Here is a 21,675-nt window from a genome sequence, read left to right on the forward strand (position 1 = left end):
CGCCGCCAGGCTTACGAAATCAGGTCGCTGGCGGCAATGGTCGCCGCGCTCACGCCGGGCCGCAGCGCATACACGATGCTGTTCTCCGGCAGCGTGATATCGGCGTCCAGCAGGGCGGCGAACAGCGGCGCTTCGTGCATGACGGGCGCGCTGTCGACATCTTGCGGATTCCACTTGCGCAGACGCGCCAGGAAGCTGGCGTTATCTTCACCCTCGTGGCGCGACAGCGCCCGCAGCGTGCCATCGCCACGCAAGATCACCCGCTGCGCCCGCGCCGCTCCATGCAGCAAGGCCAGGTGGTACATCGACATGCGGATGCTGCTGGCGAAGTAGGCAATCATGGCCGGGCACACGGCGCTGATGGCCGCAGTCGACGTTGCCACGTTATTGAATTCAAATCCGCCCGGTGCGTACAGGTCCAGCCAGTGCAGCTGGTTTTCGCGCAGGTCGAACACCATCGGCAGGAACACGCCATTGGACCCGGCCAGGTCGAAGCGCAGCGCCACCGTGCGCGGATCGAAGTGCGCACCTTGTACGTCGTCCCGGAACATGAGACCGGCGAACGCATGTTCCAGGTCTTCGAACGGCATCCCCGAGTAATTGTTCAGCACCGCGACCGCATAGCGCACGCCGTTCTGGCGCGCCAGTTCGCAGTCCAGGTCGACGAATTCGCTGGCGCCGTCGGGGAAGGGCGCGTCCGTCAGGTCGCCCGCACTGGTGGCGATGATGCTGCCATCGCTTCCCTTGCACGTGAGCTGATAGTAGGAACAGACTCCCCGCAAGCGCCACTGTTCGTCGTAGAACGCCACCGAGAGATCGAGGTCGCTGCGCCCGCCGTTCTCCGGCTGGCACCAGTGCAGGAACAGGCGCGCCTTTTTACCCGCCGGGACCGGCAGCACCGAGCCGCGCGGCAGCTGGATGGCCGAGCGGCTTGCGGTGCGTTCGTTGAACGGAACCATGATGTCGGCCAGCGCGGCATCGATCAACCAGTCGCCCACCGGCGGCTTGCTTGAAAAGCGCGCCAGCAGCTCGCGCTCGATCAGGGCAACTGCCTGGTTCACCGTTTCCTGCGGCAGGGGTGGGCGCTGATCGGGCGCCATGAATCCGGTCGCCACCGACCCTTTGGGCCAGTAGATGCGTCTCTCTCCCGCGTGCAGGCGGGTTGGCAGCAGGGCGCGCAAGGTCAGCAGGACCGGCGTGGCAAACTGCGGCGCGCACCTTGCAAAGGCGTCCAGTACGGCGCTGCCGGCGGCGCTGTCGCCAGCGGCCAGGCTCAGGGCATGATCGAAGCGTCGCGCCAGTTCCCCCGGCCGCTTGCGCAGCAGCGCGACCATGGCAATCGCATCCTTGCGCATGACAGCCTTTTCCAGCCCGGCGTAAAAAGTCTCGAACTGCGGCCCCGGCGTGCCGTCCGGTCCCTTCTTGCGGACCACGCTGAATGCGAACGCCACCTTCGGATAGCGCTTGTGATATTCCTGCGGGTGCAGGAACTCGCCCAGCCAGACCCAATACGAGCGGTGGCGCAGCATGTCTTCGGTCAGCGAATCGGGATGCAAGCTCTCGAGCAGGGCGAGGAGAGCACGGCGCAGTGGACGCCCCAGCCTGGCCATCTTGAAGCGCTTGATGGTCACTGGTAGCGGCAAGCTCGCTTGCTTGTTCCAGTACGATCCCGGCGTGAACAAGGTTTTGAAGCGCGCCATGCCACGCGCCTTCGCGACCGGAACCTGGCGATACACGACTTGTCCTTGCAGCGACGGATCGGCGCCGGAGTAGACGGCGACGAGGCGAATGACGTCCGTCGCGGTGCCGATATGCGGACCGGCCGCGGCCAGCACGGCGGCCGGCTCGCAGTGCTTGAGCAGGGTGCCGAACAGGAGGGCGATATTTTCACGCACCGGGATCTGGTCGGGAATCCAGGCCAGCAGGCGCAGGCGGTATTCGCCGGCGAGCGTCTTGAAATCGTCCGTGTCGACGGGCGACATGGCCTGCCTGCGCTCGCACATGGCGCGCACCAGCACCTGGGCCGCGTCGTCCATGCTCTCGCCAAGGTCGAGCAGTTTGAGCGGTCCCGTCGCCGTGCCGCGTTCGAGGGCAGGGGCGGGGAGGAAAAATGGCGAGTCGCGGTCGGCGTGACGATGGCAGATGGGGCAGGCGCTGTAATTGGCGCCATCGAAGCAGGCGTCGCACACCACATGCTGGCACGGTTTGAGCACATGGGTGGTTCCGCTGCGGCCGCAGTGCACGCATGGCTGGCCGGGCGCCTGCATGAAGTGCGTCAGGACCCGGTCGACCCAGAGTGCGTGGGTGTTGGACGGGATATTGTCGGGAAAGCGCCTGAATAGTGGCGTGTGCTCGCGGTTTGCGCCGAGCTGCGCTGCCAGGGTCTTCCAGATGTGCTCCTGCAAGGCGGTCAGCACAGGCGTGGCCAGGGTTTGCAGGCGCGCGCGCAGGCGCTGCGAGAGCGCGTGGCCGAGTTTGGCAAGGTCGATGTCGAACAGCTGCATGCAGGCTTCGGGCTGGCGCTCGGCGCCTTCCACACCTTCCACGGCGAATACGCTGGACTGGCGGCGCAGTAGCATCGCCCGGGTTTCTTTAAAATCGACAGACATGGTGGGTCCCATAGCAAAAAAACGGATGCAGGCGCATGCCTTGATCCGTTTTTGAAAGGTGAGAAGGGAATCGGTCAGACTGAATCAGGGGTAGAAGGAAGCCCAACCTGAGCCTTCTCAAGCAAATGCTAACCGATTATTGAAGTCTAATCAATACAGCCGGTTTATCGCTTCTTTTTATTATTCGAGCGCACGTTGCGCGAAAAATACGAAGGCTCCTTTTTTGCCACCCAGGCGATAAACGCGCGAATATCGTCATGCTGCCGCAAAGCTTCCCAGGTATGGAAGGATTTGAATAACTCGTGCTCGGTGAAGGTCGAATGGATTTTCTGGTGGCAGATCTTGTGGATATCGAACTGCTCGCGTCCCTTGTACGTCTTGGGAATCAGGTGATGGCGGTCGACATGCAGCTTTCCCAGCGGGCGGCCGCACAGGGGACATAAGGCGTCGCTCATGCCGCCCCCTGGGTTCAGGCCTGTACCGGCTTGGCAGCCTTGACGGCTTTGACCGGCTTGGGCAGCGAAATGAGCCGGGTGCCGGCCAGCCTGTCGTGCAGGAACTGGCGGTCCTTGTCGAGAAACACCGTCATTGCCCACGCCACGATGTTGATCGCCAGCGCGCTGGCCACCTCGGTCTTGCTGGTCAGGTGAAAGCGCCAGCAGATGATGAGTGCCGGTAGCACCCAGCCCCAGCCCAGCAGGTAGCGCACGGCAGCGGCCTTGAACGGCACGCTCGCATGACCGACCTTGACCAGCTTGATACGCCAGGTTTTCATGGCCAGCGTATGGCCGCTGCCGGTCCACGAATAGATGAAGTAAGCGCCCGGCACCAGGAACAGCACCACCGTGCGGCCGTATTCGATGATGCTCTGGCTCAGTTTCTGCGTCACCAGCAGGAAGATGAGCAGGCCGAACATGACTACGGCGGTGAGCAGAAACAGCTCGTACACCAGGCAGATCAGACGACGTTTCAGGGTGGGCGTGGCAATCGGGGTCTTGCTATTTTGCATTGGATACGGGAGCTGCCGGATTGCCCGGCGGTGTCATCGGTGGAGTTGTAACAGCCGGCGGCGTGGCCGGCGCGGCCAGCGGAGCGCCTGCAATCGAGCTGACGATGCAACGCGGCACCGCAGCCGGCGCATTGCGGATCGTGCCAGGCGGACAGGCGGCAGGCGGCTTGGACGGAGCAACCGGCTTGGTCTGCGTGGTCGGCGGCAGGTTGGTAACCTGCTTTTTCGCGACGGCGGCGTCAAGTGCCAGCTTTTTCTTCTCTTCTTCGGGTAACTGCTGGTATTTTTCCCATTCAACCGACTTCTTGCTCTTGTCGATCTTTTTGCTCAGGGTATAGTTCTCGCGCGCCAGGCGCCGCTCTTCGGGCGTGAGCTTGATCCAGTCGCGCATGCGCTCCTGCACCCGCAGCTGCTCATCGGGTTTCATGGAGGAATAGCGGTTGGCGATATCGAGCCACTTTTGCTTGCGTACCGTTTCCATGTGGTCCCACTCGCCCTTGAGCGGGTCGAGCGCCACCTGCTGTGGACGCGACAGTTCTTTCCAAAAGGGTTTGTCGGCAATCGCCACCGGTTTCGTGGCGACAGGCGCGGCGATGGCTGGTGCGGGCTTGGAGATCGGCGCAATGACCGGCGTTGGCGCCTGCCCCGGAACGACTGCCGGGGCTTGCAACGGCGGGCCTGCGGGTGGCGGCGCACCAGTCTGGGCTGCGGCGATACCCGCCGCGCCAGTTGTTGCCAACAACGAAAGCGCGAGCGCCAGGGACGTCAACGATGGGGTCGCGCGCGTCATCCTTATTGGCCGCGCTGCGCGAGGTAGGCGTTGAAACCCTGGTCCAGATACGCCGTCAGCGGCAGCTCGTCGGACAGGACCGCCGCGTCGAGCTCGGCGATTTCGGCGATACGCTGCTGTTCTTCGTACTGGTACACGCCAGCCAGGCCGGCCACCAGCGCCATCAGGGGAATGGCCACGCTCATGCGGCCGAGCGAGGAAAACGAGAACAGGGCGCCGATATTGCCCGCCAGCTGAGTTTGCGCAGCCTTGACGGGAGCGTGCGGCTTCTTGCGCGCCATCGCGGCCGCGCGCGCGGCGGCCAGGCGCTCGCTGGTCGACGCCGGGAGGTCGTCGAGGTGCTCGTTGAGGGCATGGCGTACCTTGTACGCAAAGTTCAGATCGTCGGTGTTCATAATTTTATTCCCTTGGCTTTCAGCGATTCAGCGAGGGTATGGGTGGCTCGCGAGCAGTGCGTTTTGACACTTCCCTCCGAACACCCCATCGCTTCGGCCGTTTCAGCCACGTCCATGTCCTGCCAGTAACGCATGAGGAAGGCTTCCCGTTGACGCGCTGGCAGTTTTTGTACTTCGGCATCGATCAGACTGAGTGTCTGCTGGCGCTCGACCTGATCGGCGCTCGATTCCGCCGAGGCCGAACCTTGTTCTGCCTCAAGCGATTCAAGTATATCAAATTCTTCGTCTTCTCCCTCGCGTTTACCCATGCCCGAGAAGAGGCTGACCCAGGTATTACGGACCTTTTCGCGCCGGAAGTAATCGAGGATGGTGTTTTGCAGGATGCGCTGAAACAGCATCGGCAACTCGGCGGCCGGCTTGTCCCCGTATTTTTCGGCGAGCTTGATCATCGCGTCCTGCACGATATCGAGCGCAGCTTCATCCTTGCGCACGGCGTACACGGCTTGCTTGAAAGCGCGCCGTTCGACATTCTCAAGAAAATCGGATAACTCTTTGTCTGTGGCCATGCGAACAGGGGTGGGGAGATGAAGCACCTCAGGTACATAGCCTGTGGCATTGGAGAAAACTGACGCATGCTAGCAAAGAATGGGCCTTTTTGCATGGTATTTACTGCGATTGCCCGGTGCAGGGCCACGAAAGCAGGCAAGCCGGGCCGATTTAACTTGACCGCAATGGTGCAACGCAGTAAGGTATATGACGCTTTGCAACCCCGAAGCTGTATGGTCAAGTCGAGACCGGCACACAAGGCCAACATCGGCATGACGCGCTTTCATATGTAGGCAGTTTGCTCTAACCCGCGCCACAAGCGCGAGAGGTTCGCAGTAATCGCTACAGAAACTCACGCCAAACGAGTTGCGTTTAGCGCCGGTTCGTAACGTATCTATGGGTACGTGAAAGATCGACGTGACCGCAGAAAGAAGGGAAGCCTGAGCACTGTCGCGCCACGCGAATTTCGTTAGGAAAGAGCATCCGATCACCTCCCAATGGGTCTTGAAAGGAATGTATCATGAACAACGAATCATCGGCCACCATCACGGGGTCCGAAATACTCGTCCGTTGTCTGGCGGAAGAAGGCGTTAAACACGTTTTCGGTTATCCAGGCGGCGCCGTACTCTACATCTACGACGCCATCTTCAAGCAAGACAAATTCCAACACGTCCTGGTACGCCATGAGCAGGCCGCCGTGCATGCGGCAGATGCCTATTCGCGCAGCTCGAACACCGTCGGCGTGGCCCTGGTCACCTCCGGTCCGGGTGTCACCAATGCCGTCACCGGCCTGGCAACGGCGTACATGGATTCGATTCCGATGGTCGTCATTTCCGGCCAGGTGCCCAGCACCGCGATCGGCCAGGACGCCTTCCAGGAATGCGACACCGTCGGCATCACGCGTCCCTGCGTCAAGCACAACTTCCTGGTGAAGGATGTGAAGGACCTGGCCGCCACGATCAAGAAAGCGTTCTTCATTGCGCGCACCGGCCGTCCCGGTCCGGTCCTGGTCGATATCCCCAAAGACATCAGCATGCACAAATGCGCCTACGACTATCCGAAGGATATCGAGATGCGCTCGTACAAGCCGATCGACAAGGGCCATTCGGGCCAGATCCGCAAGGCTGTGCAACTGCTGCTGCAGGCTGAACGACCGATGATCTACACCGGCGGCGGCGTGATCCTGGCCAATGCCTCGCCCGAGCTGAACAAGCTGGTCGACAAGCTCGGTTTCCCGGTCACCAACACCCTGATGGGCCTGGGCGGCTACCGCGCGTCGAGCGACAACTTCGTCGGCATGCCCGGCATGCACGGCACCTACGAAGCGAACATGGCGATGCAGCACTGCGACGTGTTGATCGCCATCGGCGCGCGCTTCGACGACCGTGTGATCGGCAACCCGAAACACTTCGCCTCGAACCCGCGCAAGATCATCCACGTGGACATCGATCCATCGTCGATTTCCAAGCGCGTCAAGGTCGATATTCCCATCGTCGGCAACGTCAAGGACGTGCTGATCGAATTCCTGGCGCAGCTCGACGCCGCCGACGCCAAGGTCAATGCCGCCCCGTTGAAAGACTGGTGGAAGCAGATTGGCGAATGGCGCGGGCGCGACTGCCTGAAATTCGCCGAATCCGATCTCGTCATCAAGCCGCAATCGGTGGTCCAAAAGGTCTGGGAAATCACCAAGGGCGACGCCTTCATCACCTCCGACGTCGGCCAGCACCAGATGTGGGCGGCCCAGTACTACCCGTTCGACAAGCCGCGCCGCTGGATCAATTCCGGCGGCCTGGGCACGATGGGTGTGGGCTTGCCGTACGCCATGGGCGTGCAGATGGCCAATCCCGACGCGACGGTCGCCTGCATCACCGGCGAAGGCTCGATCCAGATGTGCATCCAGGAACTGGCTACCTGCAAGCAATATCACCTGACGCCGAAAATCATTTTGCTCAACAACCGCTTCCTCGGCATGGTGCGCCAGTGGCAGCAGATCGACTACGGTTCGCGCTATTCCGAGTCCTACATGGATTCGCTGCCGGACTTCTCGATGCTGGCCGAATCGTTCGGCCACGTCGGCATGAAGATCGAAAAGCCGGGCGACGTCGACGGTGCACTGAAAGAAGCTTTTGGGATGAAAGACCGCCTCGTGTTCATGAACTTCATCACTGACCAGTCCGAAAACGTCTGGCCGATGGTCAAGGCCGGCAAGGGCTTGTCCGAAATGCTGCTCGGCTCGGAGGACCTGTAATGCGCCATATCATTTCTGTCCTGCTCGAAAACGAAGCCGGTGCGCTCTCGCGCGTGGTCGGGCTGTTCTCGGCCCGCGGCTACAACATTGAAACCCTGACCGTGGCGCCGACCGAAGACGCCACCCTGTCGCGCATGACCATCGTCACCAGCGGTTCGGACGATGTGATCGAACAGATCACCAAGCACCTGAACCGCCTGATCGAGGTGGTCAAGGTGGTCGACCTGACCGAGGGCGCGCATATCGAGCGCGAGCTCATGCTGATCAAGGTGCGCGCGGTCGGCAAGGAACGCGAAGAGATGAAGCGTACCGCGGACATCTTCCGCGGCCGTATCATCGACGTCACGGAAAAGACCTACACGATCGAGCTGACCGGCAACAAGGGCAAGCTCGACGCGTTCATCGATTCCATCGACCGCGCCTCCATCCTCGAAACGGTACGTACTGGCGGATCGGGTATCGGCCGCGGCGAACGCATCCTCAAAGTTTAATCCGTGCCCACGAGCACGTCCCATACGGGCATGTCCCCACACCAAAAATTATAGGAAAATTATCATGAACGTTTTTTACGACAAAGATTGCGACCTCTCCCTCGTTAAAGGCAAGAACGTTGCCATCATCGGCTACGGTTCGCAAGGCCATGCGCACGCACAGAACCTGAACGATTCGGGCGTCAACGTCACCGTCGGCCTGCGCAAGGGCGGCGCATCGTGGACCAAGGTCGAGCAGGCTGGCCTGAAAGTGGCGGAAGTGAACGATGCGATCAAGGCAGCCGACATCATCATGATCTTGCTGCCTGACGAAAACATTGCCCAGGTCTACACCGAAAACGTGGCGCCGCACGCCAAGCAGGGCGCCGTGCTGGCCTTCGCGCACGGCTTTAACGTGCACTACGGCCAGGTGGTGCCGCGCGCCGACCTCGACGTGATCATGATCGCCCCGAAAGCGCCGGGCCACACCGTGCGCGGTACCTACGCAGCCGGTGGCGGCGTGCCGCACCTGATCGCCGTGTACCAGGACAAGTCCGGCTCGGCGCGCGATATCGCCCTGTCGTACGCCATGGCTAACGGCGGCGGCCGTGCCGGCATCATCGAAACCAACTTCCGTGAAGAAACCGAGACCGATCTGTTCGGCGAGCAAGCGGTTCTGTGCGGCGGTGCGGTCGAGCTGATCAAGGCCGGCTTCGAAACCCTGACCGAAGCGGGCTACGCGCCGGAAATGGCGTACTTCGAGTGCTTGCACGAGTTGAAACTGATCGTCGACCTGATCTACGAGGGCGGCATCGCCAACATGAACTACTCGATCTCGAACAACGCCGAGTACGGCGAATACGTGACGGGTCCGAAAGTGGTGACGTCGGCCACCAAGGATGCGATGCGCCAATGCCTGAAGGATATCCAGACCGGTGAATACGCCAAGAGCTTCATCCTGGAAAACAAAGCCGGCGCACCAACCCTGATCTCGCGCCGCCGCTTGACGTCCGAGCACCCGATCGAAGAAGTCGGCGCCAAGCTGCGCGCAATGATGCCGTGGATCGCCAAGAACAAGCTGGTTGATCAGTCGAAGAACTAATTGTTGGCGTAACGGTACACGTCGATGGTACCGTTACACTTCAGACCGTCGTTCCCGCGCCAAGGCGCGGGAACGACGAGTTAACGAGATGTAATCAACCTTCCCAAATTTGCAAATTTTGATTACAACGGTACGTGGTCTGTCCGATTCCGGGTATCGTCCGGGTTAACCAAGCTGATGAGGTAGTCATACCTCGTGTGCTTGTCATTCACCTGGAGAAAAACATGTCCCTCAAAAAAATTGCATTAATCGCCGCCCTGACGCTCGCCACCCACGCTTCCGCGCAGAACACGCTCGCGACCGCCGGCGCGCTGGTGATCGTTCCCGCCTACGGTGAAGTGACCCATCCGAACGACCAGGTCGTTGCCACCTTCTTTATCGAAGAGCAGGACAAGGACAAGGCCGCAGCCGCCTCGCGCGTGAACCAGAAGATGAAGCAGGGCACCGAGATCGTGCGCCGGGAAGACCCGAAAGCGATCCTGAAAACGGTCGGCTACTATACTTATCCGGTCTATCCGGAAGTGACACCGCGTCCCGACGGCCAGCCGCAGCCTCGTCCGCTTGTGCCGACCGGCTGGCGCGTGGGCCAGTATCTGGAAGTGAAAACCACCAACCTGGCCAACTTGCCGAAAATGACGGCCGCCGTGCAAAAAATCCTGGCCCTGAACGGTCTCAATTTCGGCCTGTCGGCGGAAACTACCCGCAAGCTCGACGACCAGCGTCTCATCGCCACCTACAAGAACCTGAACGAACGCGTTGCCGCGATCGCCAGCGCCATGGGCCGCAAGATGACCGAAGCGGTCATCGAGACGCTGGACTACGAAGGTTCCGGCAACTATGCTGGTGATGCTGCGCCGCAGCAGTTCATGCGCGCCGCCAAGGCCGAAGCGGTCGAAGTGGCCGAACCGAGCTTCGAGCCTGGCGAAACCACCTTGCAGATGCGTCTTGTAGGAAAGGTGAAATTCAAGTAAAAGTATCTGATCGCTAAGTTGACGGTGCTCCCACTATAATAAGTGGCAAACCAGCCGCGTCCACTCTCGGACGCGGCCGCACGAAGCGATCCAATTACTTGAAACGGAAACATATGGCCACCTTCCCACGCCGCAGAAAGCCCTCAGTCCCGAAAGCGAAGGGTGGCAAGTTGTCCCGCTTCAGCAAGATTGGCCGCCAGCGGCTCGATGCCGACGGCAACCCGATGCGGCGCCGTGGAATCTACCTCTTACCGAATGCCTTCACCACCGCCGCGCTGTTCTGCGGCTTTTACGCCATCGTCATGGCCATGAACCAGCGCTTCGAGCACGCCGGCTGGGCCATTTTCATCGCCATGATTCTCGATGGCCTCGACGGGCGCATCGCCCGCCTGACCAACACCCAATCCGAATTCGGCGCCCAGTACGACAGCCTGGCCGACATGGTTTCCTTCGGCGCCGCGCCGGCGCTGGTGATCTACGAATGGTCGCTGCGCGGCCTGGGCAAATTCGGCTGGCTGGCCGCCTTTGTCTACTGCGCCGCCGCAGCCTTGCGCCTGGCCCGCTTCAACACCAATATCGAAGTGGTCGACAAGCGCTTCTTCCAGGGCTTGCCCAGCCCGGCCGCCGCCGCCATGGTGGCCGGCTTCGTGCTGATGATGACCGACCTGGGATTTTCCGGCGCCGAGCTGCCGTGGATCTCGTGGGGCATCGCGCTGTTCGCCGGCCTGACCATGGTCACCAACGTCCCGTTCTACAGCTTCAAGGACGTCAACTTCCGCAAATCGGTACCGTTCATCGTCGTGTTCCTGATCGCGCTGGCGCTGGCGCTGGTCTCGATCGACCCGCCAAAAGTGCTGATGCCGCTGTTTGTTATTTATGGTTTGTCCGGTTATGCCGTGTACGCGTGGCGCCTTGCCAAGGGCAAGCCAGTGAGCATCGTGCAGACCGCAGACGAACCTGTCGACCCGAGCGAACGCCGCTGACCATCGATGCGATTCGATGGCGGCCGGCACGCACCCGCCTTACACTAGCCCAATGGAGCCGCCATGACGAATTCGAATCGCCTGATCATTTTTGACACCACCCTGCGCGACGGCGAGCAATCGCCAGGCGCATCGATGACCAAGGATGAAAAGGTCCGCATCGCGCGCCAGCTGGAGCGCATGCGCGTCGACGTCATCGAAGCCGGCTTCGCGGCCGCCTCGCCGGGCGACTTCGAAGCTATCCGCGCCATTGCCAGCGCCGTGCGCGAATCGACCATCTGCTCGCTCTCGCGCGCCAACGACCGCGACATTGCGCGCGCCGCCGAAGCGCTGGCGCCGGCCGAGCGCAAACGCATCCACACCTTCATCGCCACCTCGCCCCTGCACATGCAGATGAAGCTGCGCATGGAGCCGGAACAGGTGCTCGAACAGGCGAAAATCGCCATCCGCTGCGCGCGCCAGTACACCGACGATATCGAGTTCTCGCCCGAAGACGGCAGCCGCTCCGACGAAGACTTTCTGTGCCGCGTGCTCGAAGCTGTCATCGCCGAAGGCGCCACCACCATCAACTTCCCCGACACGGTCGGCTACGCGGTGCCGGAGGTGTTCGGGGCCACCATCCGCCGCCTGCGCGAGCGCATCCCCAACTCCGACAAGGCCGTCTGGTCGGTCCACTGCCACAACGACCTTGGCCTGGCGGTCGCCAACTCGCTGGCCGGCGTGATGATCGGCGGCGCGCGCCAGATCGAATGCACCATCAACGGCCTGGGCGAACGGGCCGGTAACACCGCGCTCGAAGAAGTCGTGATGGCGCTGCGCACCCGCAGCGACCACTTCGGCCTGGAACTGGGCATCGACACCACCCAGATCGTGGCGGCATCCAAAATGGTGTCGCAGATTACCGGCTTCGCGGTGCAGCCGAATAAGGCCGTGGTGGGCGCCAACGCCTTTGCGCACGCCTCCGGCATCCACCAGGACGGCATCCTGAAGGCGCGCGAAACGTACGAGATCATGCGCGCCGAAGACGTGGGCTGGGCCGCCAACAAGATCGTGCTGGGCAAGCTCTCTGGCCGCAACGCGTTCAAGGAACGGCTGCGGGAACTGGGGATCGAACTCGAATCCGAAGCCGAAGTCAATGCCGCCTTTGCCCGTTTCAAGGAACTGGCCGACCGCAAGTCCGAGATTTTTGATGAAGACATCATGGCGCTGGTGTCGGACGAAGAACACGCGCAGGAAGACGAGCATTACCGCTTCGTGTCGCTGTCGCAGCGCTCCGAAACCGGCGAAATCCCGACCGCCAAAGTGGTGTTCGCGATCGGCGGCAAGGAGTTCGCGTGCGAAGGCGAGGGCGATGGCCCGGTCGACGCCACCGTCAACGCCATCGAAAAGGAAGCGGCCAGCGGCGCGGAACTGGTGCTGTTTTCGATCAACGCGATCAGCAACGGCACCCAGTCGCAGGGCGAAGTCACGATGCGCCTGTCGCGTTCGGGCCGCATCGTCAACGGCGTTGGCTCCGACCCGGATATCATCGTCGCCTCGGCCAAGGCTTACCTGTCAGGCCTGAACAAGCTGCACTCGAAGATCGAGCGCGTCAACCCGCAGCAGTAGCAGGCATGCGTCTGTCCGCATTGTTCGTCGCTGGTTGGTGCACCGTCGCCGGCGGCGTGCAGGCCAGTTCCTGCACGTTCCAGCTAATCCACTGGGCCCGCACCAGCGCCACAGGCGAGATCCTGGTGCGCGCGAGCTTCGGCACCGTGCGCAGTCTTGACCATGGAAAGACATGGCGCGACGTGACCGGCAAGCTCGCCGAGCGCAGCGATACCGTGGCCGCCGGTGGTGGTGAATCCTTCGTGTACACCGACAGCGACGGCGTGCAGTACGCCACCCGCAGCGCCAATCATCGCCGTCATCTGGTGCGCAAGGCCGCTGCTGGCGCGCCCTGGATGCCACTCGAACTCGATTATGTCGGTACTGCCGCCCCGTATAACGCGGTGCTGGTGGGTGCGCAACGACGCACCCTGTACATCATCGGCGGCGTCGATTCGCAAGCGTCGCCGGTGCGCCCGAGTGCCTTGTACCGCGCCAGCGCTGGCCGTGCCGAGAAGCTGGTGGACCTCGACGAAGCGCTGGCCGAAGGCGCGCGCGCCTTTTTCATCAGCGACGATGGCAGCATGGCGTACGCCGGACCAAACAAGCTCTGGGTCAGTTTTGCCGCGGGCGCCAACTGGATCAACATCGACGGCCAGTCCCTGACCAAGCTCCCCTGGACGCTATGCCACAAAACGCGCATGTGACGGCGCGCACGCACCCCTGCTGCCAGTTGGCGCCATCGTCGCTCAGCCTCGCCGCGCTTCGAGGACTTCTCGCCCAGCGAACCTGAATGCCTTCTTCGCCACCGGCCTACCATTTCTGCTTGGTGGCCGCCTGTTCGCTCGGTTCGCAGGTGGTCGTCTTGTGCTGGATGCCGTTTTTCATGATGTCCAGGCCATCGGGCGCGTGATTCGATTCGACCGTGATGCAATAGGTGCCGTCGGCGCCGACCACCCGGTAGCGCCGCCTGCTGTACGGCCCGGGATCGATGATCTCGGTGACCTTGGGCGCCTCGTACCAGCGGTTGGGCACCGCGTCGGCCGCTGCCTGCAAACCCTGGGCCAGCCGGGTTGCCCCGTTAGTCACAGGCGCCGTGATCGGCTGCCCGGGATGGGCCTTGCGTAAATCCTGATCGATTTTTCCGATGCCGCGCCTGGCTTGCTGCATGATCTCGGCCGCACTCGGCGCTGGCGTGGACGGCGTGTCCTCTGCCACCACCTCGGCCGGCAGTTCAGCTGCCGGCTGGGCTGGCGCTTGCATGGGCGGCGCGGCGGGGGCAGCGCGCGCCGTCGTCGCACTCGCGCCGACCGTTTTCCGCAGGTCTGGCGGCACCGGTTTTGGTGCCGGGGTGTTCGCCTTCTTCGCTTGCGGCGTGATCGTGACCCACTGGATCCTCTGGACTGGAGCGTTGTCGGCGGGCGGGATGCGCCGGGCATATTGCCAGCCCACGATCAGCACAGCGTGCACGAGCAAGGTCAGCGCGAAAGCGGTGGCGTGGCGATTGTCTGGATGTGGCGTGAAGGCGAGAACCATGGCAGCAAGTATAGGCATGGTTTCGCACGCGTAACAGAGGTGTGCTTTCCTGTTTTCATCTCTTCGCGAAAGTGGCGTGCGGCGGTACCAGTGGTGCCGCCAGGCGAGCTGCGCTGCGGCAGCGGGGAGTTTGAACGGCACATCATTTCGACAGCAGAGGCTGACGCAGCCGGCGAAGATGGTGAACGGTTTCCGGGGACACGCAAGCGGACACAGCTCCCCAGCCAGTCGTGGTTAAATGGGGTGGTGATTTCCGGTTCCTTCAAAGCGGCTTGGGGAGTGACGAACAGATGGCGACGTTAATGGCGGTATGGTCATGCGGCTGAGGTATCTGTTTCTCTTGCCGGCGCTGGCGCTGCGCCTCGCGCATGCCGCCGAAACCGTGCAGCTGGCGACCTACTATGAGTACGCACCTTGGTTCGTGCCGGGCCAACCTTCCGCCGGGTTCAATGCCCGGCTGGCGAGCAGGCTGAATGGCCTGGCCGGCGGACGCTACCATTTTGAACCGGTCTACATTCCGCGCCGGCGGCTCGATGTGCTTCTGCACGACCGAAAAATCACGATCGTCGTTCCCTGGGTACATCCACGATTTTTCGACGATCCCGGGCGCACGCGCTATCTCTGGACTACCGGGCTGATGGACGACGAATCGCTGGTGGTGTCGCCGCGCGCCGCGCCGCTGGAGTACAAGGGGCCGGACTCCCTGCGCGGCAAGCGCTTCGGTGCGCCGAGCGGGCACCGCTTTCCCGACCTGGACCCGCTGATTGCGGCCGGCGAGATTACCCGCGTCGATGTGCCGCAAATCAAGAACGCGCTGCAGATGATCGTCTCGAACCGGCGCCTGGACTTTACCATTGTCGACCGTTCCACCCTGGACGCGCTCAGGAATGATGCCTTCATGGACCCGGCGCTGCTGCATGTGGCGAGCCGGCCCAGGACTGCGTCGTACGAGCGCGGCATCCTTGTGCCGCTCGATCAACCCGAGCTGTATCGCTTCCTGCAGGGTGCGGTCGAGGCGTTAAGGCGCGACAGGACCTGGCTGGCGCCGCCTTCACGCTCACCGGACAGGCGGGCGGCGGCGGCCGACAGATAAATGCGGCGCGGGGCGCGACTCTGTCATGTCGTCTGACCCGATACGCCGGCGTTGCGATGCCCGGCGAGTTGCCGGCGCTCCTGCCAGCCGTTCTCAATCCCTGAAAAACCCGCGCTTCTCTTCATACATCGGATCCGGCCCGCTGATCATCTTCCTGACGATGCCGGCGCGGTCGAAGTGCACGTGCATCATCGAATTCCACACGCCGCTCTCTTTATAGCGGTACGACCACACCTCCAGGTCCGACAGCGCCAGATACGAGCGCTCGGCCGGGCGTCCCACCGTCGCCATCACATCGGCCCTGGTCGACTTGTCGATCTTGATGCGTCCGAATCCCACGTCGCCCAGCACCTGCTCGAACGCGAGCAGCTTGCCATCGGGCCCCATGCGCGCCATCCACGTGAACTGCCCGTACGGCCCGGTCGCGTATTCGAGCACCTGGCCCGGCGGCAGCGCGTGGACCGCGGTCGGCTCGCCGAACTTGGCGCGCACCACCTCGAGCGTGTCGCCCGGCACCGGCGGCGTGCGCATCATCGCCGCGCAGCCGCCCAGGGCCAGCAGCGCGCTCAGGATTGCCACTTTGACTAGTTTTCGCATAAAAACCACCTTTGAAAGGACCAAAACACCATCATGCCCCAGCTTGCGCCAAGCAGCACTGGCAGCACGCCGGCTTTTCGCATATACTTGCGGGTCTGGCCGTTTTGGCCGGTTTAATCGAAGTTCACGGTGTGTCGGGTTGCGACTCGTGCACCGCATGTGAAAGGTATCATCATGACCGTAGAAAACATCAACAAAGCCGCGATCATCGCGGACAACGCCCGTGCGCAAAACGACACCGGCTCCCCTGAAGTTCAGGTCGCTCTGCTGACCGCACGCATCAACGAACTGAACGGCCACTTCAAAGCTCACGCTAAAGATCACCACTCGCGCCGTGGTCTGATCATGATGGTCAACCGTCGTAAGAGCCTGCTGTCCTACCTGAAAAGCAAAGACGCAACCCGCTATCGCGATCTGATCGCTAAACTCGGCCTGCGCAAGTAATTTTTGCGGATTCAAGTTTATCAAGAAATGCCTGCGCAGCTTGCTGTCGCGGGCATTTTGCATTTTTAGTCCCGAAAAAGTAGTAAAGGCAGCAAGCAATGTTGCCTGTGGTGAGGTGGACGACAGCGCCTGAAAATCTGTCGGCAAATAGAAAGGGATTACCCATGTTTAATAAAGTTACGAAAACCTTCCAGTACGGCCAACATCAAGTTACCCTGGAAACCGGCGAAATCGCCCGTCAAGCCTCCGGCGCCGTCATGGTGTCGATCGAAGACACCGTCGTCCTCGCTACCGTGGTTGCGCGCAAAGACGCCAAGCCAGGCCAGGATTTCTTCCCGCTGACGGTCGACTACGTCGAGAAAACGTACGCTGCCGGTAAAATCCCAGGCGGTTTCTTCAAGCGCGAAGGCCGCCCTTCCGAGAAAGAAACCCTGACCAGCCGCCTGATCGACCGTCCGATCCGCCCGCTGTTCCCAGAAGGCTACCTGAACGAAGTTCAGATCATCATCCACGTGCTGTCGGTCAATCCTGAGATCGATCCGGACATCGCCGCCATGATCGGCGCATCCGCCGCCCTGTGCGTCTCCGGCATCCCGTTCAGCGGCCCGATCGGCGCCGCGCGCGTCGGCTACGCCAACGGCCAGTTCATCCTGAACCCGACCACGACGCAACTGAAAACATCCGAGATGGACCTGGTCGTTGCCGGTACCGAAATGGCCGTGCTGATGGTCGAATCGGAAGCGAAGCAACTGTCCGAAGAAATCATGCTCGGCGCCGTTGTCTACGGCCACGACCAGATGAAAGTGGTGATCGATGCGATCCACGAACTGGTGCGCGACGGCGGCAAGCCGGAAGTCGAATGGACCGCTCCGGCCAAGAACGAAGCGCTGATCGCCCGCGTCAAGGAACTGGCTGAAACGAACATCAACGAAACCTACCAGATCAAGGACAAGGTTGCCCGTACCGCCAAGCTGAAAGCATCGTTCCAGGAAGTCTACGCCGCCCTGGCCGCTGACGCTGCCGCCACCGGCATACCCCAGCCGGACAATGTCGACGTCGGCAACGTCCTGTTCGATATCGAAGCCAAAGTCGTGCGTTCGCAGATCCTCAACGGCGAGCCACGCATCGACGGGCGCGACACCCGCACCGTGCGTCCGATCGCGATCCGCACCAGCATCCTGCCACGCACCCACGGTTCGGCCCTGTTCACCCGCGGCGAAACGCAAGCGCTGGTCGTGGCTACCCTCGGCACCGCGCGCGACAGCCAGAAGATCGATGCGCTGATGGGCGAGTACACCGATGACTTCATGATGCACTACAACATGCCTCCGTTCGCCACCGGCGAAACCGGCCGTGTCGGTACGCCGAAGCGTCGCGAAATCGGTCACGGCCGCCTGGCCAAGCGCGCGCTGATCGCCGCCTTGCCCAACCCTGAAGACTTCAGCTACTCGGTGCGCCTGGTGTCCGAAATCACCGAATCGAACGGTTCCTCGTCGATGGCTTCCGTCTGCGGCGGCTGCCTGGCGCTGATGGACGCCGGCGTGCCGATGAAAGCGCACGTGGCCGGTATCGCCATGGGCCTGATCAAGGAAGGCGGCAAGTTCGCCGTCCTGTCCGACATTCTGGGCGACGAAGATCACCTGGGCGACATGGACTTCAAGGTAGCCGGTACCGCCAACGGCATTACCGCGCTGCAGATGGACATCAAGATCATGGGCATCACCAAGGAAATCATGCAAGTGGCGCTGGCGCAAGCCAAGGAAGGCCGCCAGCACATCCTCGGCGAAATGCAGAAGGCCATGCCGCACGTGAAAACCGAACTGTCGGATTTCGCGCCGCGCCTGATCACCATCAAGATCAATCCTGAGAAAATCCGTGACGTCATCGGCAAGGGCGGCGCAGTCATTCGCGCGCTGACCGAAGAAACCGGCACCCAGATCGACATCAGCGATGAAGGTATCGTCACCATCGCGTCGGTCGACGCCGCCGCCGGCCAGGAAGCCAAGCGCCGCATCGAAGAACTGACCGCCTCGGTCGAAGTGGGCAAGACCTACGATGGCGTCGTGCTCAAGCTGCTGGACTTCGGCGCGATCGTTCAGGTCATGCCAGGCAAGGATGGCCTGCTGCACATCTCGCAGATCGCCAACGAGCGTGTGAACGCTGTTGCCGACTACCTGAAAGAAGGCCAGGCCGTGCGCGTCAAGGTCCTCGAGACCGACGACCGCGGCCGCCTCAAGCTGTCGATGAAAGCTGCTGAAGGCGCGGAAGCGGCTCCTCAGTAATCGTTGCCAAGCAACGCCTGTGAAAAAACCGCCAGCGCGCAAGCCCTGGCGGTTTTTTTCAGGCCATTACATTAAAAAGGATGAAGCACATGGATGACCTCAACGCCCCGTACCACGCCCACATTTACTACGATGCAGTCAGCCGCCCGCAGGCACTGGCCTTGCGCCAGCGTTTGCTCGACGCCAAACAGTCGGGCGCCATCGCCGAATTGTTTTTTGTCGGCGAACTGGGCGACCACGCGGTCGGCCCGCACCCGCTGCCCGAATACGAGATTCACTGCAGCGCCGCCATGCTGCCGGCGGTCATTGCGCTGCTCGAAGCGTCCGGCCTGCGCGCCCTGGTGCACCCGCTGACCGACGACGACGTGGCCGATCACACCACCTTGGCGCACTGGATCGGCGAGGCGCTGCCTCTCAAGCTGGAAACCTTGGACCCGCCCGGCGTGAACCAGGGCGTGGCGCGCTTCGGCAAGTCGGCGTTTTAGCGCACCAGGCTGTCCACGACGCCGAGCGCCGTCCGTGACACCGGCCTCGCTAGTTGGGCTCCGTGGCACGCCGGCCCGGATTGCTTGTCATCCTGCGGATCAATCTCCAGCGCGGCCTGAATGTGACTTAATTTGTAACACTGAGCTCAATTTAAGATTAATTAAAATATAATTTCTCTTGTATTTAACTTTCCTAGAGGATGTATGTTTCCCCGTCAATTCAATCCTGGTTCACTGAGCGCAGTAGTGTTGGGCGCAAGTCTGGCCTTGGTCGGTTTCAACGCATCGGCTGACGCCGGTTATCGGGTCCGTAGCGAGACGTCGCCGGTCGCCATCACGGTCATCGACCTGACGCCGAACGACGGTCGCGCAGCCGGTTTCACCAAAGGAGCGGTACACTATGAGGTATTCGCTTCATTTTCTAACCAGCATTTCTTTGACTCCGACCGCAAAGGAGGCGTGGGGCTCGCCGATACGCTGTCGTTCCAGAGCGGCACGAATCATACGAAGCAAAGCTACGGGCCCGACCTCGGTCTGTTTGCCAGCGACACGACACTGAGCATCGCCAAGCATGGTACGTCGGCAACAAACGCCAACGGCCACAGCAATCAGTTTTTCTCTCTGACGATTTTGCCGTTCACGAAAGTGCACCTGACCGGGACGTACATGCTGTCGATCGAGCGCACCGGCTCCCACATGGCATATTCGACGGCAATAGCAAGTGCCGGCATGTCGCTCAACCAGTGGAGCTTCAATGATAACGGGGTACCTACCAATACCTTCAACGACGAGTATCGCGCATCGCAAGAGGTGTTCGATTCTTCCGGCAACCAGAGCAAGAGCGGCCAATTCGATCTGGCTTATACCAACAATAACCCCTGGGCAGAAACGATACAGTATTACGCTTTCATCTCCGACTCGGTGAATATGGGCGCAATCGGGCATGAGATCCCGGCGGTTCCCGAGCCCGAGACCTATGCCATGCTTGGCATGGGCTTGCTCGTACTCGGCGCCACGGCGCGCAGGCGGCAACGTCGGGCGGCGCTGCAGGCGCACGGCGGGCGCGAACCGGGCTGATCGGGAAGCCCTGTTTCTTTCTCAGCCAGCCCCGGCGCGGGCCGCTCGGGCGCTCCCGCGTAGTGCGCTTGCGTGGCCAGCTACGGCGCGCGCTTTACTGGCTCATGAGGCGATTGAGCGCCGTATAAGCCATCCGCGCAAACCCCGCTTCGTTGACTTTGCCGCTGTCGAGGAATTGCCGGGTCAGCGTATCGGCGCATCCGAACATCACCTCCGAGATAGCCGAGCCGGCCCTTAGCCGGCGCGCGCCCGGTTGCACCAGCCGCGCCGGCGCCGGCACACCCTCAGTCCTGGAACCGCCCGGCCTGAATCGGGGCGTGGCGCGCTTCGGCAAGTCGGCGTTCCAGGCTGGCCTTACTGCGTCATCAGCCGGTTCAGCGCTGAATAGCCGAGTGGCGCATACGGCGCGGCAGCGACCTTGCCGCTGTCGAGGAATTGGCGGGTCAGGCTATCGATGCAGCCGAACATTGCCTCGGAGATGGCCGAGCCGGCGCTCAGGCGGCGCGCGCCCAGTTGTGCCAGGCGTGCCGGCGCCGGCACGCCATCGCGCACCATCACATTGAGCGGCAGAGGCGTTGCCTTGACCACGGCCGCGATGTCATCCTCGGACGTAATGCCGGGCACGAACAGGCCGCTGGCGCCGGCCGCTTCGTATAGGGCGGCGCGGGCAAGGACTTCCTGCACGCGCAGGCTCGCATCCACCCCACGCAAATAGACATCGGTGCGCGCATTGATGAACAGGTTCACGCCGCGCGCGTCGGCAACTGCCCGGATTGCCCTGATCTTTTCCGCCAGCAGCGCCGGCGTGCCGCCGCCATCTTCGATATTGATGCCGACCACACCCGCATCGATCAGCTCGCCCACCAGCGCCGCCGCCTCGGCCGGATCGGCGCTGTAGCCATCCTCCGCATCGACCGTCAGCGGAAGGGAACTGACCCGCAGAATCGCCTTGACGGACGCCATCAGCAGATTGCGCGGCAAGGTGCTGCCATCGGCGAAGCCGTGCGACCAGGCGACGGCGGCGCTGCTCGTGGCCAGCGCCTTCGAGCCTGCCGCCGCGGCAATGCGCGCGCTGCCGGCATCCCCGCAATTGGACAGCATCAGCAGGCCATCGGCGTGCAGGGCGTGAAACAGAACATCATTACGGACTTGCATCGTTTCTCCTTCGTGAACGTCAAACCGGGGCGCAAGCACAAAACGCCTGTTGCGCTATTGATATCACTATACCGGTTCCACGAAAAATAGTTCGGCATGCCCCCGGGTGGAAGGGGCATGCGGCGCTTGCGAAACGCATTTCGCCGTGCCGGCCCCGGACCACGGCTTGCACGAAACGCATTTCGCCGCCGCCCCCGCCAGGCTGGCCGTTTGCCCGGTGCGCGCGCTGGCACAGCCCTTGCAATAGATGGATCAGGACGCGCAGCAGCAACAACCATTCTTCCACGCGCATCCAC

Annotated in this window: 22 protein-coding genes; 12 read left to right on the forward strand and 10 right to left on the reverse strand. The window is 62.0% G+C overall.

Features of this window, described 5'->3' with window-relative positions; translation table 11 throughout:
• Nucleotides 1-11: 11 nt before the first annotated feature.
• The 6 genes from RBA40_RS00795 to RBA40_RS00820 all read right to left on the reverse strand — a co-directional run bounded on the left by RBA40_RS00795 (nucleotide 12) and on the right by RBA40_RS00820 (nucleotide 5,369).
• On the reverse strand, nucleotides 12-2,609 hold the full coding sequence (locus tag RBA40_RS00795) for an MXAN_6230/SCO0854 family RING domain-containing protein (RefSeq protein WP_306645143.1): 2,598 nt from the start codon (nucleotides 2,607-2,609) through the stop codon (nucleotides 12-14).
• A 164-nt stretch (nucleotides 2,610-2,773) separates the two neighbouring features.
• On the reverse strand, nucleotides 2,774-3,064 hold the full coding sequence (locus tag RBA40_RS00800) for a hypothetical protein (protein ID WP_306645145.1): 291 nt from the start codon (nucleotides 3,062-3,064) through the stop codon (nucleotides 2,774-2,776).
• Between the two features lie 14 nt (nucleotides 3,065-3,078).
• Nucleotides 3,079-3,618 (reverse strand): RDD family protein, encoded by a 540-nt coding sequence (locus RBA40_RS00805; RefSeq protein ID WP_306645147.1) that lies wholly within the window; start codon nucleotides 3,616-3,618, stop codon nucleotides 3,079-3,081.
• Entirely contained in the window at nucleotides 3,608-4,288 is a 681-nt protein-coding gene (locus tag RBA40_RS00810) for a DUF3106 domain-containing protein (protein WP_306645149.1), read from the reverse strand. Before RBA40_RS00810 ends, RBA40_RS00805 begins: the two co-directional genes overlap by 11 nt.
• 122 nt (nucleotides 4,289-4,410) lie before the next feature.
• Entirely contained in the window at nucleotides 4,411-4,803 is a 393-nt protein-coding gene (locus tag RBA40_RS00815) for a DUF3619 family protein (RefSeq protein WP_099876474.1), read from the reverse strand.
• Nucleotides 4,800-5,369 carry an RNA polymerase sigma factor gene (locus RBA40_RS00820; RefSeq protein ID WP_099876475.1) on the reverse strand — a complete coding sequence of 190 codons (570 nt, stop codon included), beginning with the start codon at nucleotides 5,367-5,369 and terminating at the stop codon, nucleotides 4,800-4,802. The genes RBA40_RS00815 and RBA40_RS00820 overlap by 4 nt, the downstream gene beginning before the upstream one ends.
• Nucleotides 5,370-5,869: 500 nt before the next feature.
• Between RBA40_RS00820 and RBA40_RS00825 the strand changes: the two genes are divergently transcribed.
• The 7 genes from RBA40_RS00825 (at nucleotide 5,870) to RBA40_RS00855 (ending at nucleotide 13,417) form a co-directional block, all read left to right on the forward strand.
• Nucleotides 5,870-7,597 carry an acetolactate synthase 3 catalytic subunit gene (locus tag RBA40_RS00825; RefSeq protein ID WP_099876478.1) on the forward strand — a complete coding sequence of 576 codons (1,728 nt, stop codon included), beginning with the start codon at nucleotides 5,870-5,872 and terminating at the stop codon, nucleotides 7,595-7,597.
• Nucleotides 7,597-8,088 (forward strand): acetolactate synthase small subunit, encoded by a 492-nt coding sequence (ilvN, locus tag RBA40_RS00830; RefSeq protein WP_054263691.1) that lies wholly within the window; start codon nucleotides 7,597-7,599, stop codon nucleotides 8,086-8,088. The genes RBA40_RS00825 and ilvN overlap by 1 nt, the downstream gene beginning before the upstream one ends.
• A 64-nt stretch (nucleotides 8,089-8,152) precedes the next feature.
• The gene (gene ilvC, locus RBA40_RS00835) at nucleotides 8,153-9,169 is read left to right on the forward strand and encodes a ketol-acid reductoisomerase (RefSeq protein WP_054263690.1); all 1,017 of its coding nucleotides are present in this window, start codon (nucleotides 8,153-8,155) and stop codon (nucleotides 9,167-9,169) included.
• Between the two features lie 224 nt (nucleotides 9,170-9,393).
• Nucleotides 9,394-10,140, forward strand: coding sequence for an SIMPL domain-containing protein (locus RBA40_RS00840; RefSeq protein ID WP_306645150.1), 747 nt, complete (start codon nucleotides 9,394-9,396; stop codon nucleotides 10,138-10,140).
• 113 nt (nucleotides 10,141-10,253) lie between these two features.
• A complete protein-coding gene (gene pssA, locus RBA40_RS00845) occupies nucleotides 10,254-11,123 on the forward strand; it encodes a CDP-diacylglycerol--serine O-phosphatidyltransferase (protein WP_099876483.1) in 870 nt (289 codons plus the stop codon).
• Between the two features lie 63 nt (nucleotides 11,124-11,186).
• The gene (locus RBA40_RS00850; RefSeq protein WP_306645152.1) at nucleotides 11,187-12,731 is read left to right on the forward strand and encodes a 2-isopropylmalate synthase; all 1,545 of its coding nucleotides are present in this window, start codon (nucleotides 11,187-11,189) and stop codon (nucleotides 12,729-12,731) included.
• 5 nt (nucleotides 12,732-12,736) lie between these two features.
• The gene (locus tag RBA40_RS00855) at nucleotides 12,737-13,417 is read left to right on the forward strand and encodes a hypothetical protein (RefSeq protein WP_306645154.1); all 681 of its coding nucleotides are present in this window, start codon (nucleotides 12,737-12,739) and stop codon (nucleotides 13,415-13,417) included.
• A gap of 106 nt (nucleotides 13,418-13,523) precedes the next feature.
• Here RBA40_RS00855 and RBA40_RS00860 read toward each other — a convergent pair whose 3' ends face one another.
• On the reverse strand, nucleotides 13,524-14,264 hold the full coding sequence (locus RBA40_RS00860; RefSeq protein ID WP_306645156.1) for a hypothetical protein: 741 nt from the start codon (nucleotides 14,262-14,264) through the stop codon (nucleotides 13,524-13,526).
• Between the two features lie 298 nt (nucleotides 14,265-14,562).
• Between RBA40_RS00860 and RBA40_RS00865 the strand changes: the two genes are divergently transcribed.
• Nucleotides 14,563-15,339 (forward strand): substrate-binding periplasmic protein, encoded by a 777-nt coding sequence (locus tag RBA40_RS00865; RefSeq protein ID WP_306645158.1) that lies wholly within the window; start codon nucleotides 14,563-14,565, stop codon nucleotides 15,337-15,339.
• 93 nt (nucleotides 15,340-15,432) lie between these two features.
• On the opposite strand, the gene RBA40_RS00870 is transcribed toward RBA40_RS00865, so the two are convergent.
• A complete protein-coding gene (locus RBA40_RS00870; protein ID WP_306645160.1) occupies nucleotides 15,433-15,936 on the reverse strand; it encodes a hypothetical protein in 504 nt (167 codons plus the stop codon).
• Between the two features lie 174 nt (nucleotides 15,937-16,110).
• On the opposite strand from RBA40_RS00870, the gene rpsO reads away from it, so the two are divergent.
• The 4 genes from rpsO (at nucleotide 16,111) to RBA40_RS00890 (ending at nucleotide 20,224) form a co-directional block, all read left to right on the forward strand.
• Nucleotides 16,111-16,380, forward strand: coding sequence for a 30S ribosomal protein S15 (gene rpsO, locus RBA40_RS00875; protein WP_054263682.1), 270 nt, complete (start codon nucleotides 16,111-16,113; stop codon nucleotides 16,378-16,380).
• 164 nt (nucleotides 16,381-16,544) lie between these two features.
• Nucleotides 16,545-18,662: a polyribonucleotide nucleotidyltransferase gene (gene pnp / locus RBA40_RS00880; RefSeq protein ID WP_306645162.1), complete on the forward strand. Its 2,118-nt coding sequence runs from the start codon at nucleotides 16,545-16,547 to the stop codon at nucleotides 18,660-18,662.
• A gap of 89 nt (nucleotides 18,663-18,751) precedes the next feature.
• Nucleotides 18,752-19,147, forward strand: coding sequence for a DOPA 4,5-dioxygenase family protein (locus tag RBA40_RS00885; protein ID WP_306645164.1), 396 nt, complete (start codon nucleotides 18,752-18,754; stop codon nucleotides 19,145-19,147).
• Between the two features lie 204 nt (nucleotides 19,148-19,351).
• Nucleotides 19,352-20,224 carry a PEP-CTERM sorting domain-containing protein gene (locus tag RBA40_RS00890; protein ID WP_306645165.1) on the forward strand — a complete coding sequence of 291 codons (873 nt, stop codon included), beginning with the start codon at nucleotides 19,352-19,354 and terminating at the stop codon, nucleotides 20,222-20,224.
• A gap of 94 nt (nucleotides 20,225-20,318) precedes the next feature.
• Here RBA40_RS00890 and RBA40_RS00895 read toward each other — a convergent pair whose 3' ends face one another.
• Nucleotides 20,319-20,558, reverse strand: coding sequence for a hypothetical protein (locus tag RBA40_RS00895; protein ID WP_306645166.1), 240 nt, complete (start codon nucleotides 20,556-20,558; stop codon nucleotides 20,319-20,321).
• 20 nt (nucleotides 20,559-20,578) lie between these two features.
• A complete protein-coding gene (locus RBA40_RS00900) occupies nucleotides 20,579-21,379 on the reverse strand; it encodes an isocitrate lyase/PEP mutase family protein (RefSeq protein WP_306645168.1) in 801 nt (266 codons plus the stop codon).
• Nucleotides 21,380-21,675: the final 296 nt, after the last annotated feature.

It is taken from the genome of Massilia pseudoviolaceinigra (assembly GCF_030846505.1).
GTDB classification, from domain to species: domain Bacteria; phylum Pseudomonadota; class Gammaproteobacteria; order Burkholderiales; family Burkholderiaceae_D; genus Telluria_A; species Telluria_A violaceinigra.

Excerpts from the sequence above, each read along its gene's own strand:
- pnp (WP_306645162.1), top strand. The coding sequence starts at position 16,545 with ATGTTTAATAAAGTTACGAAAACCTTCCAGTACGGCCAACATCAAGTT.
- RBA40_RS00860 (WP_306645156.1), bottom strand. The coding sequence starts at position 14,264 with ATGCCTATACTTGCTGCCATGGTTCTCGCCTTCACGCCACATCCAGAC.
- RBA40_RS00865 (WP_306645158.1), top strand. The coding sequence starts at position 14,563 with ATGCGGCTGAGGTATCTGTTTCTCTTGCCGGCGCTGGCGCTGCGCCTC.
- RBA40_RS00805 (WP_306645147.1), bottom strand. The coding sequence starts at position 3,618 with ATGCAAAATAGCAAGACCCCGATTGCCACGCCCACCCTGAAACGTCGT.
- RBA40_RS00840 (WP_306645150.1), top strand. The coding sequence starts at position 9,394 with ATGTCCCTCAAAAAAATTGCATTAATCGCCGCCCTGACGCTCGCCACC.
- pssA (WP_099876483.1), top strand. The coding sequence starts at position 10,254 with ATGGCCACCTTCCCACGCCGCAGAAAGCCCTCAGTCCCGAAAGCGAAG.
- RBA40_RS00870 (WP_306645160.1), bottom strand. The coding sequence starts at position 15,936 with ATGCGAAAACTAGTCAAAGTGGCAATCCTGAGCGCGCTGCTGGCCCTG.
- RBA40_RS00900 (WP_306645168.1), bottom strand. The coding sequence starts at position 21,379 with ATGCAAGTCCGTAATGATGTTCTGTTTCACGCCCTGCACGCCGATGGC.
- ilvC (WP_054263690.1), top strand. The coding sequence starts at position 8,153 with ATGAACGTTTTTTACGACAAAGATTGCGACCTCTCCCTCGTTAAAGGC.
- RBA40_RS00885 (WP_306645164.1), top strand. The coding sequence starts at position 18,752 with ATGGATGACCTCAACGCCCCGTACCACGCCCACATTTACTACGATGCA.
- RBA40_RS00890 (WP_306645165.1), top strand. The coding sequence starts at position 19,352 with ATGTTTCCCCGTCAATTCAATCCTGGTTCACTGAGCGCAGTAGTGTTG.
- RBA40_RS00855 (WP_306645154.1), top strand. The coding sequence starts at position 12,737 with ATGCGTCTGTCCGCATTGTTCGTCGCTGGTTGGTGCACCGTCGCCGGC.
- ilvN (WP_054263691.1), top strand. The coding sequence starts at position 7,597 with ATGCGCCATATCATTTCTGTCCTGCTCGAAAACGAAGCCGGTGCGCTC.
- RBA40_RS00795 (WP_306645143.1), bottom strand. The coding sequence starts at position 2,609 with ATGTCTGTCGATTTTAAAGAAACCCGGGCGATGCTACTGCGCCGCCAG.
- RBA40_RS00815 (WP_099876474.1), bottom strand. The coding sequence starts at position 4,803 with ATGAACACCGACGATCTGAACTTTGCGTACAAGGTACGCCATGCCCTC.
- RBA40_RS00820 (WP_099876475.1), bottom strand. The coding sequence starts at position 5,369 with ATGGCCACAGACAAAGAGTTATCCGATTTTCTTGAGAATGTCGAACGG.
- RBA40_RS00800 (WP_306645145.1), bottom strand. The coding sequence starts at position 3,064 with ATGAGCGACGCCTTATGTCCCCTGTGCGGCCGCCCGCTGGGAAAGCTG.
- RBA40_RS00825 (WP_099876478.1), top strand. The coding sequence starts at position 5,870 with ATGAACAACGAATCATCGGCCACCATCACGGGGTCCGAAATACTCGTC.
- rpsO (WP_054263682.1), top strand. The coding sequence starts at position 16,111 with ATGACCGTAGAAAACATCAACAAAGCCGCGATCATCGCGGACAACGCC.
- RBA40_RS00850 (WP_306645152.1), top strand. The coding sequence starts at position 11,187 with ATGACGAATTCGAATCGCCTGATCATTTTTGACACCACCCTGCGCGAC.